This is a genomic window from Amycolatopsis sp. YIM 10, from assembly GCF_009429145.1.
Lineage (GTDB): Bacteria > Actinomycetota > Actinomycetes > Mycobacteriales > Pseudonocardiaceae > Amycolatopsis.
On the sequence record NZ_CP045480.1, the window covers coordinates 6,951,139 to 6,967,573 of the forward strand.

At 70.1% G+C, this 16,435-nt stretch carries 18 protein-coding genes; 6 read left to right on the plus strand and 12 right to left on the minus strand.

The annotated features are described in order from the left end of the window. Window positions 1-163 precede the first annotated feature (163 nt). Window positions 164-2,521, minus strand: coding sequence for a tetratricopeptide repeat protein (locus tag YIM_RS32680; protein ID WP_228004152.1), 2,358 nt, complete (start codon window positions 2,519-2,521; stop codon window positions 164-166). A 46-nt stretch (window positions 2,522-2,567) separates the two neighbouring features. Here YIM_RS32680 and YIM_RS32685 point away from each other — a divergent pair, with 46 nt between their 5' ends. Genes YIM_RS32685 through YIM_RS32695 form a run of 3 tightly spaced genes read left to right on the plus strand, consistent with a single transcriptional unit; the run spans window position 2,568 to window position 3,827 of the window. Continuing rightward, on the plus strand, window positions 2,568-2,996 hold the full coding sequence (locus tag YIM_RS32685; protein ID WP_228004153.1) for a hypothetical protein: 429 nt from the start codon (window positions 2,568-2,570) through the stop codon (window positions 2,994-2,996). 49 nt (window positions 2,997-3,045) lie between these two features. Then, complete coding sequence (locus YIM_RS32690) at window positions 3,046-3,414, plus strand: hypothetical protein (RefSeq protein ID WP_153033985.1); 369 nt, start codon at window positions 3,046-3,048, stop codon at window positions 3,412-3,414. 20 nt (window positions 3,415-3,434) lie between these two features. Beyond that, complete coding sequence (locus YIM_RS32695) at window positions 3,435-3,827, plus strand: hypothetical protein (RefSeq protein ID WP_153033986.1); 393 nt, start codon at window positions 3,435-3,437, stop codon at window positions 3,825-3,827. Between the two features lie 83 nt (window positions 3,828-3,910). Here the strand turns inward: YIM_RS32695 and YIM_RS32700 are convergent, their stop codons facing one another. Continuing rightward, window positions 3,911-4,912 carry an RNA polymerase subunit sigma-70 gene (locus YIM_RS32700; RefSeq protein ID WP_228004154.1) on the minus strand — a complete coding sequence of 334 codons (1,002 nt, stop codon included), beginning with the start codon at window positions 4,910-4,912 and terminating at the stop codon, window positions 3,911-3,913. A gap of 135 nt (window positions 4,913-5,047) precedes the next feature. On the opposite strand from YIM_RS32700, the gene YIM_RS32705 reads away from it, so the two are divergent. Then, a complete protein-coding gene (locus YIM_RS32705) occupies window positions 5,048-5,650 on the plus strand; it encodes a TIGR03086 family metal-binding protein (RefSeq protein WP_228004155.1) in 603 nt (200 codons plus the stop codon). A 246-nt stretch (window positions 5,651-5,896) separates the two neighbouring features. Beyond that, window positions 5,897-7,135, plus strand: a complete 1,239-nt coding sequence (locus YIM_RS32710) for a YncE family protein (RefSeq protein ID WP_153033988.1) — start codon at window positions 5,897-5,899, stop codon at window positions 7,133-7,135. On the opposite strand, the gene YIM_RS32715 is transcribed toward YIM_RS32710, so the two are convergent. From YIM_RS32715 to YIM_RS32725, 3 genes are read right to left on the minus strand one after another with little or no spacing between them, the layout of a single operon-like run. Continuing rightward, window positions 7,072-8,034: an RNA polymerase subunit sigma-70 gene (locus tag YIM_RS32715; RefSeq protein ID WP_228004156.1), complete on the minus strand. Its 963-nt coding sequence runs from the start codon at window positions 8,032-8,034 to the stop codon at window positions 7,072-7,074. The genes YIM_RS32710 and YIM_RS32715 overlap by 64 nt on opposite strands. Then, a complete protein-coding gene (locus YIM_RS32720; RefSeq protein WP_153033990.1) occupies window positions 8,031-8,879 on the minus strand; it encodes an alpha/beta hydrolase in 849 nt (282 codons plus the stop codon). The genes YIM_RS32715 and YIM_RS32720 overlap by 4 nt, the downstream gene beginning before the upstream one ends. Before the next feature lie 49 nt (window positions 8,880-8,928). Continuing rightward, the gene (locus tag YIM_RS32725) at window positions 8,929-9,828 is read right to left on the minus strand and encodes a LysR family transcriptional regulator (RefSeq protein WP_153033991.1); all 900 of its coding nucleotides are present in this window, start codon (window positions 9,826-9,828) and stop codon (window positions 8,929-8,931) included. 72 nt (window positions 9,829-9,900) lie between these two features. Between YIM_RS32725 and YIM_RS32730 the strand changes: the two genes are divergently transcribed. Then, entirely contained in the window at window positions 9,901-10,206 is a 306-nt protein-coding gene (locus YIM_RS32730) for a hypothetical protein (protein ID WP_153033992.1), read from the plus strand. An 83-nt stretch (window positions 10,207-10,289) separates the two neighbouring features. On the opposite strand, the gene YIM_RS32735 is transcribed toward YIM_RS32730, so the two are convergent. From YIM_RS32735 to YIM_RS32765, 7 genes are all read right to left on the minus strand, one after another. Continuing rightward, entirely contained in the window at window positions 10,290-10,916 is a 627-nt protein-coding gene (locus YIM_RS32735) for a hypothetical protein (RefSeq protein WP_153033993.1), read from the minus strand. 96 nt (window positions 10,917-11,012) lie between these two features. Continuing rightward, a complete protein-coding gene (locus tag YIM_RS32740) occupies window positions 11,013-12,374 on the minus strand; it encodes a lipopolysaccharide assembly protein LapB (protein WP_194239832.1) in 1,362 nt (453 codons plus the stop codon). After that, window positions 12,371-13,585: a 26S protease regulatory subunit gene (locus tag YIM_RS32745; protein ID WP_153033994.1), complete on the minus strand. Its 1,215-nt coding sequence runs from the start codon at window positions 13,583-13,585 to the stop codon at window positions 12,371-12,373. Before YIM_RS32745 ends, YIM_RS32740 begins: the two co-directional genes overlap by 4 nt. Window positions 13,586-13,770: 185 nt before the next feature. Then, complete coding sequence (locus YIM_RS32750; protein WP_153033995.1) at window positions 13,771-14,730, minus strand: NADP-dependent oxidoreductase; 960 nt, start codon at window positions 14,728-14,730, stop codon at window positions 13,771-13,773. Window positions 14,731-14,836: 106 nt separating this feature from the next. Then, entirely contained in the window at window positions 14,837-15,244 is a 408-nt protein-coding gene (locus YIM_RS32755) for a MerR family transcriptional regulator (protein ID WP_153033996.1), read from the minus strand. Window positions 15,245-15,370: 126 nt separating this feature from the next. Further along, window positions 15,371-15,922 carry an RICIN domain-containing protein gene (locus tag YIM_RS32760; RefSeq protein ID WP_153033997.1) on the minus strand — a complete coding sequence of 184 codons (552 nt, stop codon included), beginning with the start codon at window positions 15,920-15,922 and terminating at the stop codon, window positions 15,371-15,373. Between the two features lie 16 nt (window positions 15,923-15,938). After that, window positions 15,939-16,289 carry a hypothetical protein gene (locus YIM_RS32765; RefSeq protein ID WP_153033998.1) on the minus strand — a complete coding sequence of 117 codons (351 nt, stop codon included), beginning with the start codon at window positions 16,287-16,289 and terminating at the stop codon, window positions 15,939-15,941. Between the last annotated feature and the right edge of the window lie 146 nt (window positions 16,290-16,435).

Below are 16,435 nucleotides of genomic sequence, written 5' to 3' on the forward strand. Positions count from 1 at the left end.
GAGTGAAGTTACCCGGCTTGGCATTCAAGGAATGTTTAATGCAAAACGCGGCGGCGGTGGGCGGAATCACCTACCCGCGATAACGCCGAACTCCGACACCTGGTTGGTCGGCCGCGGCCGGCGCGCGCCTGCCTCAAGTGCCGGCTTGTCAGCGGCCGCGAGGTCATCCGTCGTCAGATCGAGGTGCGTCTGTCCGCGGTTGGCGAAGTCGGTCGCGAAGAGCCTCGGCTCGGGGATCGCCAAGGTCTTCGTAGATATCGAGGGCCGCCTGCCAGTTCCGCCGGCCGGCATCGGGCTGCCCGGCCTGGTGGTGGACGATGCCACGAGTGCTGAGCGCAAGAGCCTCGCTGTGCCGGTCGCGGAGTTTGCGGGCCAGGTCCAGGCCTTCGGAAAGGCGGTCGAGTGCCTTCTCGTACTCGCCAAGGCCCAGATGGGACTCGCCGAGGTGGATCAGCGTGACGGCTTCGCCGTGCCGGTGGCGGATGACGCGGCAGAGCTCCAGCACCTGGCGGAACTGGCAGAGAGCGTCGTAATAGGCACCCAGGCCGAGGTAGGCCTCGCCGAGGTTGCCCATGGCGATCCCTTCGCTGTACTGGTTTCCGGTTTCCCGGATGACGTCCACCGCCTGGCGGGCATAGTCGGCGGCATCGGTGTACTGGCACAGACCGAGGTAGGTGTCGGCGAGATTCGCCAGGACCATCCCCTCGCCCCAGCGGTCACCGGCGACACGGAAGAGTTCGCGGGCGGTCCGGAAGTGGTCCAGGCTCTCCTCGAACCGGCGCATGCCCACGTAGGCGGTCGCGAGTCCGTTGAGCATGCGGGCCTGTCCCTTCGGATCGCGCAGCTCGCGGGCGGCCGCGAGGCCGATCTCGTGCACCGCGACCCAGTCGGTCCAGTACTTGCGCAGGTAGAAGAAGCTCCACAGGTTGTTGGCGAGCTGCCACGCCGCGGCACCCAGCCCGGTCTCCGCCGCGACGCGGGCGACCGCCACCAGGTTGGCCCGCTCGGTTTCGCACCACTCGAGCGCCGCGTCGAAGTCACCGAAAACGGCGGGATGCCTGGGGACGGGCGTCGCGTCCACCACTCCCCGTTGGCGGCCGGGGTGCAGCTGCCGGTCCGCGGCCGCGGTGGCGTGGAGGTACCAGCCGACCAGGCGGCGCAGCGCCTCGTGCCGCTCCGCGACGGTGTCCGTGACCTCGGCGCACTCGCGGGCGTAGGCCCGGAGCAGGTCGTGCAGCTGGATTCGATCCACGTCGGCGGACTCGATCAGATGCGCCTCGACCAGACCGTCGAGGAGTTGCCGGGCGACGGCGGGCGCGAGCCCGGCCATGGCAGCGGCGGCGTCGGTGCTGATGTCCGGGCCGGGGTGCAGGCCCAGCAGCCGGAGCAGCCGCGCCTGAGCTTCCGGAAGATTCCGATAGGACCAGGAAAGCACCGGGCGGATCGCGGTGAACTGGTCGGCGCTGAGGCTGAACACTTCGAGTCGCCGGTCGGCATCGACCAGTTCGGCGGTCAGCTCGGCGAGAGCGAGATGGGGACGGGTGACCGCGCGCTGGGCGGCGATCTGGATCGCCAGCGGCAGCCGATCACACAACCGGGCCAGCTGCACCACCGCCGCCGGTTCCGCGTCCGCCCGTTCCGGACCGACAATGGTGCGCAACAATGCCACGGCATCCTTCTCCGGCAGCCGGTCGATGGATATCCGGTGCATCCCCACGCTCACCGCGAGACCGGTGAGTTTGTCGCGGCTGGTGACCACGACCATGCAGGACGACGAACCGGGCAGCAACGGCCGTATCTGCTCCACGCTGTTGGCGTTGTCCAGCACGATCAGCAAAGACCGACCGGTCACCACGGAACGGAACAACGCTGCCCGGTCATCGAGGGACGGCGGAATCTTCGCGGCAGGCACGTCCAGCGCGCGAAGGAAACCGTCCAGCACTTCACCGGGTGTCGCCGGCGGTCCGGGATCGTAGCCACGCAGGTTGACGTACAACTGCCCGTCGGGAAACTTGGCGCGCACGTGGTGTGCCCACATCACGGCCAACGTGGTTTTGCCGACCCCGGCGGTGCCGCTGATCGCCGAAATGACCACCGCCCGGCCGGCCGGTGCCGTTGTCGAACCGGGCTCGTCCATTGAGTCGAATACCGCGTCGAGTGCGGTCAGTTCCGCTACCCGCCCAGTGAAATCACGGACGGGTGATGGCAGCTGCCCCGGCACGATCCGAGCCGGCTTCCCGGGTGCGTGCGTACCGCGCTCGGAGTCGCTGGATTTTGTGCTTCTCCGGACGCGGCGCGGAACGCGCGCTTCCAGGCACGCGCGCTCGTCGTCGCTCAGCCCGAGTGCGTTCGCCAGGGCGAGAACTGTGTGAGGGTAAGGATGTCGGCGCTCCTCCCGCTCCAGTGCGCTGATCGCTTTGGCGCTCACACCGGCTCGCTGGGCCAGTTGCTCCTGGGTCAGGAACGCGCGCTCACGCAGCCTCCGCAGCAGCGCACCGAACGACTCCCGCGGAACTTCCACACTTCATGGTAACCCCACATTTACCGAAGTGTGGGACTCACTGTGGGTGGCCGACGACCGCCTTCCAGCGAAAACTTCGTTTCCTCGACGTCCGGGCGCCGAACAGATGGGGATCATGAAATCGGCGGGTGGCTGGTCACGAAGATCGTCGCGAGCACTGGCCGCCCGTTACTGGAACAAAGTGGGGAAAACCATGAGAAATCTCAAGAATCGTCTTGCCTTCGTCGCATTCACCGCGGCCCTCGCGCTGGTCGGCACTTCCGGCGCCGCACTGTCCGCGTCCGCCGAACCGGCTGCCACTCAGGAGCAGGTCGCCGAAGCCGGCGTGGCCTACATGGGCAGCACCAGGGACCTGGCCGTCTGCCATCAATACGGACTGTGGCACATCACCCATGGCAGCGGCACCTATTACTACTGCGAGGAATACTACGACCCGGTCTCCGGCCGCTGGTACGCCCTTTACGTCGGCTCGTAGGACTTTGTTCCCGCCCGGGAACAGGACGTGCACGAAAATGGGAGGAAGAATGCACGTTTTCCGGAAGTACCTCATCACCGCCGCACTGACCGGTGGCATCGCGTTCGCCGGCGCGCTGGGCGCCACCGGCGCCTCGGCCGCCGCCGAACCCACGACCGCCGTGGAAACGACGGCGCGGGCGGCGCCGCAGCCGGGCTACATCGCGGTCGGTCGCCAGAACATCGTGTTCAGCGAGTACGGCGGTCCCACGTCGATCGGCTCGACCGCCGAGGAGGTGATCTACGCGCATTGCCAGGCCGACGGGATCTGGGGTTGGCAGACCTACGCCTGGGTGCCCTCGCTGAACAGCTGGGGCTGGCTCCGCAACGGTGACATCACCGGGCTCACCGGTCCGATCTGGTGGCTGGACCTCTGCTGAGCGACGGAACGGAGCGAACCATGCGCAAGATGCTGGCCGCACTCGTGCTGGCCGCGAGTTGCCTTGGCATCGGCACGGTGCCCGCCCAGGCGGCGGCCACTCCGGCAGCGGCCTGCGCGATCGCGAACGTGCAGCTCACGGTCACCCACTGGGGGTCCGAAGGCGGCTTCCACACCTACTGCCACGAACGCCGGTACGTGGCAGCCACCACCGCCTTCTACGACTCGGCGGGGAACCTGCTCATCACCATGGCCGGACGCACGCTGATCCACGCCGACGGCCAGTGGCACTGGGTGTGGGCCAACACCCCCTGGGGCGGGGTCTGGCAACCGGTGGCCCGCGGTTGCATCTGGATCGCCCTCGACAACCCCGGTGGCCCGCTGCTGCACCACCACTGCGCGAACGTGCAGTGATCCTTCACGACGCACCCGGCGCCTCCCTTTCGGAGGCACCGGGTGCGTCCGCATTCCCGCGGGGCGGCGCGGGTTCGACCGGGTCAGGTGACGGTCGCGGGGAGTCCGAAGTGGCGCGGCAGGTCGGTGCCGAGGAACCACGTGATGGCGTGGATCCGGTCATCTCGTGGGGTGAGCACGAGCAGGCCTGCCGGGTGCGCGGCCGGCCGGCCGGGTTCGGTGAGGTAGCAGCCGAACGCCGGGTGGGTGTTGGCGCGGGTGGCGATCAGCCGGAAGCGGCGGCGTCCGCGCCACGCGCCGAAGACGGTGAAGAAGCCGGCGATCGCGGCCCGGCCTTGGTATTCGTGGGGCGCGGGTGGCATGTTCAGCCAGGCGTCGTCGGTCAGCAGCGCGATGATGCCCTCGATGTCGCCGTCGGTGAACGCGTCGGCGAAACGTCGGGGCAGGTCACCGTCTTGTGGCGAGCCGGGGCGGGCCACGTCCTCCGGGGCGGCGCGGTGCTGCCGCAGTTGCGCGCGGGCGCGTTGGAGCGCGCCTTTGACCGCGGTGGTGCTGGTTCCGAGCATGGCCGCGACTTCATCGGCGGGATAGCCGAGGACGTCGCGCAGTACGAGCGTTGCGGCTTGGCGGGGCGGAAGGTGTTGCAGTCCGGCGATGAACGCCAGCTCGACCGCTTCCCTGGACTCGTAGCGCGCCTCGGGCCCCGGGGTGCTGTCGACGATCTGGTCCAGCAGTGCGTCCGGGTAGGGCTGCAGCCAGGTGACGTCGCCGCGGCGCGTGGGTTCGGGCGGGTCGAACGGTGGTGACGGCGGGGGTGGCGGTCGGCGCCCAGCGTCACGCAGCGCGTTGAGGCAGCGATTGGTGGCGATGCGGTACAGCCACGCCCTCAGCGAGGCTCGGCCGGCGAAGCCGTCCAGGCCTCGCCAGGCGGCGAGCAACGTCTCCTGCAGCATGTCCTCGGCGTCGGCGAGGGAACCGAGGATTCGGTAGCAGTGCAGGCGCAACTCGTGCCGGTGCGGCTCGACGAGTTCGCGAAATGCCTGCTCATCACCGGTCCGGGCGCGCTCCAACGTGTCCTGGCTCACGACGGCATCCTGGCACGGCGCGCGCCGGGCGGTGCTCATCCGGCCCGGACCGTTCCGTTTCGGCGGCCGGCGGTGTCTCAACCGGTGAATGATCGCACCGCCTGCGCGATCCCGGACAGCTACGGAGCAACAGCCGTGACCGACCACCTCACCCACACCCCCGTCGACGACCTCGCCGCGGTTTTCGACGTGGTCGGCGACCTGGTCGCCGCCGTCCAGAACGACCAGTGGGGCAACGCCACGCCCTGCCCGGAATGGGACGTCCGTGCCCTGGTCGGCCACATGGTCCTCGGCAACCGCCTGTTCGCCGGCATCCTGCGCGGCGAAGCGGCCGTCGTGCCCGGCGCGCTCGACCCCCGGGCACACGACGTGCTCGGCACCGACCCCGTGGCCGCCTACCGGGGTGCCGCCAAGGACCTGCTCGTCGCGTTCCGCGGGCCGGGCGTGCTCGACCGGATGTTCCAGGTTCCCGCCGGGCTGGTGCCCGGCATCGCCGCGCTCCACTTGCGCGTGGTCGAGGACCTCGTCCACGGCTGGGATCTCGCCCGGGCGACCGGCCAGGAGATCCGGATCCCCGACGAGCTCGTCGAGCGGGCACTGGGGTTCACCCGCGCCAAGCTCGCCGACGTCCCGCCGGATCGCTCCCCGTTCGCGCCCGCGACGACCGTGCCCGACAACGCCGCGCCCCTCGACCGGCTGGCCGCCCTGCTGGGACGCCCTTCCGAGCCCCCGCGCTGAGCCCGCGCAACCGGATGGCCCCTGGGTGTCCCACCGGCGAAAGCCGGGCCACTTGCCGGAGCGGATCATCGCGGGTTTCGGAGAACTTGGCGCCGCGGAGCCGCGACCGGCCGGGTCGTTGTGGAACTCGCACAACCGGGCCGTGATCTGTTGGTGGGCGCGCCCTACCCCAGTGCCACGCGGTTTGCTTCCCTGTGACGTTGACAGCCGGCCACACACGCCTGTTCAGCGTCGAAGGGTGTTCCCATGCGCATACTCCGCCGCATCGCGTCGCTCGCGGTCCTGCTCGCCGCCGGGGTGAGCGCCCCCGCGACCGGCACCGCCGCCGAACCCACCGCACTGCGGGAGGTGATGTTCGTCGGCAACAACTGGGAAGGCACCGCGGACGTGCTCGAGTCCAGCGGGAACTTCGGCCGGATCGGCCGGGTGAACATCATCCCGGACAAGGAGGACCGGCTGTGGGAGATCTACACGGACCCGGTGAAGCTGGCCTTCTTCCTCGGCATCCGGTCGGGGCCGGGTGAAGGGCACGACCAGTTCGTCGACGACATGTACACCACACCGGACGGCAGCGCGGTGGTGGCCTCGCGGCCGAGCTTCGCCGACGTGGTCTCGATCGACCTGACCACCGGCGCACTCCGGTGGCGCTTCCCGGTTTCCGGCTTCCGCTCCGACCACATGGCCGTCTCCCCCGACGGCAGGCGGGTCGCGGTGTCGGCGTCCACTTCGAACACCGTGCACGTGCTCGACATCGAGACCGGTGCGCAGGTCGGTTCGTTCGGCGCCGGGGACAAACCGCACGAGAACGTCTACACCGACGGTGGCCGCTACCTGTGGAACATGTCGATCGGTGAGGTGAACACCAATCTCGACGCGCCGTGGCTGGACTTCACCAAGGGCGATCGGCGGATCACCGTGGCCGACACCGGCACCCACCAGGTGGTGAAGGTGATCGACATGCGACAGCGGCTGGACGCCTTCGGCCGGTCGGACCTGTCGGACTCGGTGCGGCCGGTGGCCTTCACCCCGGACGAGTCGAAGCTGTACTTCCAGCTGTCGTTCTTCAACGGGTTCGCCGAATACGACGTGGCGGCCGACAAGATCACCCGGATCAAGACACTGCCGAAGAACCCGGCCACCAGCGAGGACCGGACCACCTGGGTGAACGACTCGCGCCACCACGGCATGTCGATGAACCCGGCCGGAACCAAGCTGTGCGTCGCCGGGACGATGGACGACTACGCCACCGTCGTCGACCGCGCCACCCTGACCGAGGGCGCGCTCGTGCCCGCGGCCAAGCCGTACTGGGCCACGGTCAGCGGCGACGGCCGCAGCTGCGTGATCTCCGAGAGCGGCGCCGACCAGATCACCGCGATCGACTTCGCCACCGGCACCAAGAAGGTTTCGGTACCGGTCGGCGATCATCCGCAGCGCATCCGGATCGGCCACGTGCCATCCGGCTGGACCGGACCGGCGGCATCCTGACCGGCTCGCCGGGGTGGTAAACCCACCGTGATGCGTCGGACGAGGGCGGGATCGGCGAAGACGGTCACGCCGGCGATGCCGTCGTGGCGCACGTCGAGCGCCGCGATGCCGAATGGTTGTCCGTGCAGATAAGCGGCGACCGCGGGCTGGCCGTTGACGACCATCCGGTCCATCCGCCAGTCACCAGGGCGGCCCACCGCGGTCGCGAACACCGGGGAACATCGGGCCACGCCGGCGAACCACGCCCGGTCGGGCAGCAGTTCCAGCGTCGCGTCGGCGCGGAGTGCGGCTGTCAGGGCGTCGACGTTCGCTGTCTGGAAGGCGGTGATGTATGCGTCGAGCAGCCGCCGTGCTTGTGGGGAGTGGGGCTCGACGATGTCGTCCGGCTGGACATCGACGTCGGCCAGTCGAGCGCGGGCCCGTTGCAGGCTGCTCTTCACCGCGCCCACGGACATGTCCATGATCTCGGCGACGTCAGCGGCGGAGTAGGCCAGGACCTCGCGCAGCAGCAGCACGGCCCGCTGGGTGGGCGGCAGCGTCTGCATCGCGGCGATCAACGCCAGGCGCAGATCGGCGCGGTCGCCGGGGAACGGTTCGATCCACGCCTGCGGCGGCAGCGGGTCCGGCGGTCCGTCCACGTCGTCGGCGGGCGCGCCGATGCCCGATGGCAGGGCGCGCCGCCCGCGGTCCCGTGCGGCGTTGAGGCAGACGTTGGTCGCGATGCGGTGCAGCCACGTCCGCACCGAGGACCGCTCCTCGAAACCGGTCCAGGCGCGCCAGCCGCGCAGGTAGGTCTCCTGGACCGCGTCCTCGGCCTCGTGCCACGACCCGAGCATCCGGTAGCTGTGCGCCAGCAGTTCACCGCGCAGCGCGGCAGCCGCCCGCTCGAAGTCCGTCACCGGACCAGTGTCGACCGCAGCCACGATCCCGCCTCCCTGATCGCGTCATCGGCCACGGTCGTGCGACCGGCCGCCATCTGGAACGTGTGGACCTGGTCCGGGAACTCGTCGAGACGCACTTCGACGCCGCGGGCTCGCATCCGCTCGGCCAATCGCCTGCTGTCGTCCAGCAACGCCTCTTCCGCACCGACCTGAAGACAAGTCGGCGGCAGCCCCCGCAGATCGGCGTGCACCGGCGCCGCCAGCGGGTCACGCGGGTCCGCACCGGCCAGGTAGCCGGCCGCCAGCCCGCGAACCAGATCCCGGGTGAAGAACGGGTCGCTGCCCGCGTCGTACGAGGCGCCGCCGGCCTCGAGATCGGTCCACGCCGACATCAGCACCAACGACGCCGGCCTCGGCAGACCTTCCTCCCGGACGCGGACCGCGAGGCCGACCGCCAGCGTCGCGCCGCAGGAATCACCGGCGACTCCGATCGGACCGGCTCCGTTGTCGAGCAGCCATCGGTAGGCCGCCACGACGGTGTCGAGCTGGCCGGGGAACACGTGCTCGGGCACGAGGCCGTACTCGACGGCGAACGTACCCACCCCGGCCGCCCGTGCCAGATGGCCGAACATGCGGCGGTGCGTGGTCGCCGACCCGCCCACGAAACCGCCCCCGTGGATCGCCAGGATCACCGGTCCGGCCGGGGCACCCGGTGGACGCAGCCACAGCCCGGCCGGTACGTCCACCGTCTCGGCCTCGATGCCCTCCGGTTCCGTGGCCAGTGTCTCCCACGCTGGGAGCTGCTCACCGCGCGCCCGCGCCTCCCACAGAACGCGGTTGGGGTCTTTTGTCGTTGTGGTCATGACGGACAGACCCCGCACGAACCGAAAAGGAATCGGGCCCCGGGGGGCGTCACTCCAATTCGGCGGCCACGGCGATCATCGCGTCCAGCACCGCCAGCACCTCCGCGCGCGGCTCTGACCGCGTGGTCCGGTGGCGCGCGATGAGCCGCCGCGTGCCAAGGCCCGGCAGGCTCACCGCCTTCGTGGCCTCGCCGAGGTCCTCCCTGGTGGCGAGCGCCGGCACGATGGCGATGCCGAGACCACCGGCGACCATGGACCTCGCGACGTTGTAGTTCTCGTAGCTGTGCACGGTCGCCGGATCGGTCGCGAGGCTGCGGCGGGCCCGGTAGGTCGCCGGGTGCGCGGCTGAGCCGTCGTCCACGCCCAGCCACGGCAGGTGCTCCAGGTCGGCCGTGCCGGTCGGAGTCGGCATCGTGGCCGGCACCAGCGCCATCCACGGCTCCTCCAGGATCGGCACATCGCGGGTGCCGCGCGAGGTGCGGCGCCCGACCGGGCTGTCCGCCTCGAGAGTGAGCAGGTCCACCCCGCCCGAGCGCAGCCGCTGCTGGCCGTCCTCGGGGTCGACCTCCAGGATCACCACCTCGACCCCGGGCAGGTCTTCGCGCAGCCGGTGCAGCATCGGCACCAGCACCGCACCGATGATCGTCTGGAACCCACCGATCACCACGGTGCCGGTGACGTCCTCGTTGAGCGCGGCCAGCGCTTTGCGCGCGTCTGTGAGTTCGCCCTCAATCCGCTCCGCCACCTCGGCCAGCACACGGCCCGCCGGGGTGACCACCGCTCCCCCCGGCTGGCGATCGAGCACGGCCGTGCCGATCGCGTCCTCCAGGCGCGCGATCTGCTGTGACACCGCGGAAGGCGTCAGGTGCAGGTGGTCCGCGGCCGCCAGCACGCCGCCCGCGCGATGCACGGCGAGCAGCACCGTCAGCTTGCGGGGATCGATGTCCATTCAGCTGAGCTTAATACCGGGGGCAGAGAAGTTCGATTGATCTGTACCCCGGCCGTCCGCACACTCGGGTCCATGGAGGAATTGTTGTCCCTGGCCGCGTCGGCGGCCGGATGGGCGGGCACCCTGTGCACCGCGGCCGCTTATGCCCTCGTCTCACGGCAGCGGCTGTCAGCGGACTCGACGCTGTTCCAGGCGCTCAACGTGCTGGGCGGCGCTCTGCTGGCGGTGTCGGCGGCGTCGAGCGGAGCGTGGCCGTCGGTCACGTCGAACGTCGTGTGGGTGCTGATCGGCGTGCAAGCCGTGATCGGGGTCCGGCGGGCGCTGCGCAAGAAGCGCGGTGCGGAGGAGGCCACGGTGCCGCTGACGCCGGTGGCCTGACCACACTTCGGCCGGCCGGGCCGAGCCGCCGCGGGAACCGGGCTGTTCGGTTCGCCGCGGCGGCGTGGCTCGTCTCGCCGGACTCACTTCTTCCAGGTGACCGGCTTGTCCTTGTACTCGTCACTGTCCGAATAGGTCGCGCCGCCGACCTCGCCGCCTTCACGGATCGCCTGCAGCTCACAGGTTTCGTACTTCGCGCCCGCGGCGGTGAAGTCCTTCGGCGCGGACTCCGACTCACACTGCGGGGTGTCCCCGGTGATGATCACGCCGGTGCCGCGCCCGTCCGGGCCGACCGCGCGCAGCCGCACCGAACTGTTGGCGAGGTCGGTGCCGCCGACGTTCTCCACGGTCGACCGGATGTACACCGGGATCATGCCCTTGGCCTTGTCGCCGAAGGACGCGAGATCCGCGTTCGACCCCAGCTCGATCGCGTTCACGGTGACCGCGACGGTGCCGGTCTTGTCCGTGCCGTACTTGAACGCCACCACCGCGCGCTCGCCGACCTTCAGCTCGGTGCCGGGCGCGACGACCTCGGCCGAACCGGCAGGCGCTTCGGCCGGCGCGCTGGCTTCCGCCGCGGATGGGGCCGGGGCCGCCGGAGCGGACGCGGCGGGCGGCGCGGCCGCCTTCTCGTCCCCGCCACCACAGGCGGCGAACAGGGTCAGTGCGGCAAAACTGGTGGCCAGCACCGCGATACGGTCGTACTTCATGGATCTCCTCTGGCTCGCCGCCGGTGCGGCGTCGGCGCGCTTGCCACGCACCGGATGGCAAACGGCCCATCCACTGTGGACCGTTCGCAGCGCAAACTAGCACGGATCGTTACGCCGATCAGTCCATTGCGCGGCCGCCCGTCGCGGCTGCCGACGAGCGGCCGCCCCGATCTCGCGGGGTGCCGGTCGCGGGTCCCGGCCGCCGAAAGCGGCCACCCGGTCCCAGATCCAGTCGGCCATCGACTCGGCGACGGGCTCGTCGGGCTGTCCCGGCCGGCGCTTGACCAGTGCCCCGAACGCGACGGCGACCACGTACACCCCGGCGTCGTCGGTCATCACCTGTTCCCACAGCTCGTTCTCCGGCCAGTCCGGGTGCGCTGCCGGATCGGCCTCGATCTCGGCGTCCATGGCGAGGATCTCGGCCGCCGACATCAGGCGGAACGGCTCGGCCAGCCCCCAGGCGGCACCGGAACCGGGCGCCTGGCCGTCGTGCCAAGCCACCAGGTGCTTCGCGACCATCGAGCCGACCTTCTTACCGGCCAGCTCGGCCGCCGCGGCTCCCGGCCGCAGTGCGGCGCGCAGGTCGGCGGGCAGCACGTCGTCCAACGCCGCCAGCGCGGAAGCCAGGTCGATCCCGATCCTCTGGTCGCGGATCTGCCGCCACGCCATCTCGAACGCGCCGGTGCCTTGGATGTCCTCCAGGGTGATGTCCTCGCCGCTCGCCTTCTCCACGATCCGCAGCATCTCCCGAGCGCCCTTCACCAGGCTCTGCGCCAGGTCGTCGGTCGGGTCCTCGCGCAGCAGCCGCAGACCGAGTTGTTCGGCGTCCTCGAACCGGTACCGCGCCAGGTAGGCGAAGCCGAGCAGCACAGCGACCCAGGAGTCCGCCGCGTCGGCCCGGACGGCCTCCTCGGCCGCGGCGATGAACCGGTCGGGTGGCGCGAGGCTCCCCAGCAGGTACTCCGCGCGTTTCCTCAGCGCCTTGGGGAGCTCGCCCGGCGCCGTCCGCGCGCACAGTGCCACCGCCTCGTCGAGTTGGCTCCACCCGTCCTCGTGCTCACCGGACAGTGCCTGGGCGGAGCCCAGCACCATCCAATCGTCCCAGTCCACGTGCTTCTCGGCCAGTACGGTGCGCGCCCACCGCAGCGCCTCGGGATGATCGTGCTCAGCCAACGCCACACGCCGAAGCGCACGCGCCGCCCAGATGAACTGGCTGTCGCGGCGACCGGCGATCCGAAGGTAGTGACGCCGCGCCTCGCCGGCATCACCGCGGGTCTCATGGTGATAGCCGAGCACCATCGACGCGCTGCTCCGCTCCGGCTGGGCCGCGAGCACTCGCAGCGCCAGCTCGGCCACCTTGGGATGCGTCGGCTGCGCTCCGAGGAGTTCCCAGGCCAGGTCCAGGTCCCGCTCCACGGCATCGCCGTCGTCGGTGGCCGTGCGGCCGAAGTCGCTCATCGCCTGCCTCGCTTGACCCGGTACGCCCGGAGTTGGTCGAAGGTGCCGTCGTCGACGCCGTACTCCAGCACCGGCGCCACCTGGTCGAACCAGGACGCCGTGGACGGGATGACGCCGCCGGCCGCGGCCAGCACCGCGCCGGTGGTGACCGGCACCAGCTCACCGCGGCTCATCGACTCGACCATCGCCTGCTGCAGCACGGTGTTCGTCAGGTGCGCGAGGTCGGCACCGGAGAACCCCTCGGTCGCCGCCGCGACGGCCACGACGTCGACATCATCGGCGGGCTTGCCCGCCAGCACGCCCTGGACGATCGCCGCCCTGGCCACCGCGTCCGGTGGCAGCACCAGCACCGTCTTGTCGATCCGGCCCGGCCGGCGCAGCGCGGGGTCGATGTCCCACGGCCGGTTCGTCGCGGCCAGGAAGTAGACACCGTCGTTGGCGCCGGCCACGCCGTCGAGTTCCTCCAGCAACTGGGTGACGAGCATCCGCATCGCCTGCGACCCGCCGCCGCCGGAGGTGCGCCGTCCGCCGAGCGCGTCGAACTCGTCGAAGAAGATCACGCACGGAGCTGCCGCGCGCGCATGGCGGAACACGCTCTGGATCGCCTTCTCGCTCTCCCCGATCCACTTGCTGAGCAGGTCCGCGAGGGTCACGTGGATGAAGGACGCGCCGAGATCGCCGGCGATCGCCCTGGCGATGAACGTCTTGCCGCACCCGGGCGGGCCGTACATCAGCAGCGACCCGCCCGGCTTCTGCCCGAACGCCGCCGCCAGCTCGGGATTGCGCAGCGGCGCCAGGAACGCGGTGTCCAGGTGCTGTTTGACCTCGGCGAGACCCGCGACGTCGGCGAGCGTCACCGCCGGGCGCTCGGCGTCCCACAGCGACGCTGACACCGCAGCGCCGCTGTCCTGACGGTCCTCGTCTGCCGGGGCCGGAACCGGCCCCACTGGCGGTGTCGTCGGCGCGGTCTCGGCGGGCGGCGGCGGGTTCGAGGTTCGCAACCGCGCCGCCATCAGCCGGGCACGCAGCAGACGGATCCGCGCCGGGTCACCGCCGAGAGCCTCGAACGCGTCCAGTTCGGTGGCGGCACGGCCCGGGTCCTGCTCCAGCAGCAGCGTCACGAAGTCCTCGCGCAACGCCAGATTGCCGGGGTCGGCCTCCACCTCGCGCGCGATCACCTCGACGAAGCCGTCGCCTTGGCTGCCGTTCACCGCACGGCCCCTTCCGTCCAGCCCTCGAGCGGCCCCTCGGCGACCATTTCGGGGATGCTGTCTCTGGTCATTCGGTTCTCTCTCATCTGCTCAGGTGTCCGGGATCCTGAACGCCCCATCTTCAAGACCAGAGAAAAGCACGCCGTCGATCATGGCGAACAGGCGGTCCGCATCCGCGGACGGTGTTACCCGCCGGCCGGCAAGTGGGAAGGGTTCGCTGAACCAAGTCCTTTGATGACGACCTTGCCCGAGACGTGGCCGTTCTCGACGGCGGCGAGGGCGGCCGGGGCGCCGGAGAGCGGGTGGACCGCGGTGATCACGGGTGCGAGGACTCCGTCGAGGGCCAGCTGGGCGGATCGCTCCAGGTTCTCGCGGTCGAGGCGGCGCTCGACGAAACGCCCGCCGAGATCGGGCACGGACATGTCACCCACGGCGATGACGTTGCGGGGATCCCGGGCCAGCGGCGCGACCGTCCGCAGCGAGGTGCCGCCGACCAGGTCGACGATCCCGTCGAAGCCGTCCGGAACCAGCTCGCGTGCGGCGGTGACGACGTCCTCGGCGGTGTAGTCGATGAACCGCACCCCGATGGCCTCGGCGTGCTCGCGCTTGGCGGTACTCCCGGTGCCGATCACCCGCAGCTCGCGCCCGAGGGCCAGCCGGGCGACGGCGAGGCCGACCCCGCCCCCGACCCCGTTGACCAGGACCGTGGCGCCGGCCGGGAGGCCGAGCTGGTCGAGCACGTCAACCGCGGTCGTCCCGGCCACCGGCAGCGTCGCCGCCACGGTCGCGGACAGACCCGCCGGGATGCGCGCGGTGTTCGGCGCGGACAGCACCGTCGTCTCGGCGTAGGTGCCGCCACCGGTGAGCGCGAAGCCGAAGACCGCGTCACCCACCTCGAGCCCGTCGACGTCCTCACCCAGGGCGAGAACGGTTCCGGCTGCCTCCATGCCCAGCACGCGGGGAAACGGACGCCCGCCGTCGAGCCCGTCGACCAGACCCGAGCGCACGATGTGGTCAAGGGGATTCACGCCGGCGACGTCGACCCGGATCAGCACCTCGCCGCGACCGGGGACGGGATCGGGACGATCGAAGAACTCCTGCACCTCGGGCCCGCCATGCCTGCCGAAACCCCACGCCTGCCCCATTTTCTGCCGCCTCTCGGATGACCGACCCGGTGGTTCCGGGCTCGGCGGCCATCCTCACCGCTGACATTGATGTAAGAGGCAATCAGCTGAGGTGCAGGTCACAGCATCAGGCCGATCGTGCCACCGGTGCCGAGGCGTGGACAGCGGTCGTGGACAGTTCCGCCCGGTGCCTGCTGTTGGCCTGGATCAGCACGTCGAGCGCGTCCCGGGTCTCCATCAGGTGCGCGATCTCGGCGTCGATCCGGTCGCGCTCGTGCGTCATCGCCGTGAACGTCTCCTCGGCGACGCCCAGGTCATCGGGAATGTCCACACACGGCAGCACAGTCGCGATCACCCGGCTGGACATACCCGCGTCGAACAGCTGCCGGATGAGCGACACGCGCTGGACCGCGGTATCGGCATAGTGACGCTGCCCCGCCTCGGAGCGTGAGCTGGTCAGCAGGCCCTGGTCTTCGTAGTACCGCAGTGAGCGCGGACTCACGCCCGTGCGCTTGGACAGCTCGCCGATCCGCATTCCGGAGAGCCTACGCCCGCGTGCTCCCGGTTCAGACCGCCCGCGAGCACACAAGGTCCGGCGAGGGCGTCGGATGAACGGCCCTCGCCGGACCATGGAGTGCGTGTCAGCGCGGCGACTCGCCGGTCAGCCGACGGTGTGCCAGTGCCAGAGCTGGTTGCCCTGGTTGGACGCCCCGCACGGCCCGGACTGGACCCTGGTGCTCTGGCCGCTGTTGGCGACTTCGAGGCACAGGTTCGTGAACAGCTTGTTCCGCAGTTTGAACCAGCCGTTGGAGACAGGGGTCTGGTACCACGCCTGGTTGGCGGAGACGCCGTTGGTGACGCAGTCCCCCATCGCGGCCTGGACGCCCGACGAACCGCTCGAAAGACATTCCCCCGCCACGTCGGCGTCGTGGCTGCGGACGGCGATGACGCCTCCGGTGTGGGGAGTGAAGTACCAGCTCTGGTGGGCGTTCGTATGGCAACCGGCCATCTGGACCCAGGTACCGGTACCACCGCCGCTGATTTCGAGACACCTGCCGGAGGTGTCGCCGTCGCCGTTGATCAGCCGCGAGCCGACCGCCGCCGGGGCAACCGGGGCCGCGCCGGTTCCGGCGGAGGCCGGCACACCGAGCGCGAGCAGCAACAGCGCTGCCGCGATGACCTGCGTCACGACCCGTGCCGTTTTGTCGAACATGACGTTTTCCTTCCTTTCACGTGCAGGTGGGTTGCAGCGGAGGCACTTTCACGCAGAAGATCACCTGGAAGTCGAAAACCCGGACGTATGTCCCCTTCGAGTAGTGGAAACCCTTGAACCAGAATCCGGTGCCGGGGAACGTGAACCCGTCGACGTCATATCCGGACGGGCTGGTTTTGTCCGGCGACAGGGTGGTCCAGTCGCAACGAAGTGTTCCGGTGGTTATGGGCGGGCACAGGCTCGGTTTTCCGCTGCCGAGACGCGCGATTCTGATCTGGTTGTTCGTAGCGTTCGCAACCCGGCCGCACAGTGGCGGCGAGCAGTTGTCGGCGGCGGCGGCCGTCGGCGAACCCCCGGTGGTCACCATCGAAGCCAGTGCGGCCGCGGTCAGGGCAATGATCGTCATAGCTGGTCGAGTCATAATTCTCCGTCAATGTTTCGAAATGGAAAATCCCCCACAAATGCGGCAGTCCCGCAGGACCCAGGTATAGCATTCCCGGGGTTGTTCAGTAC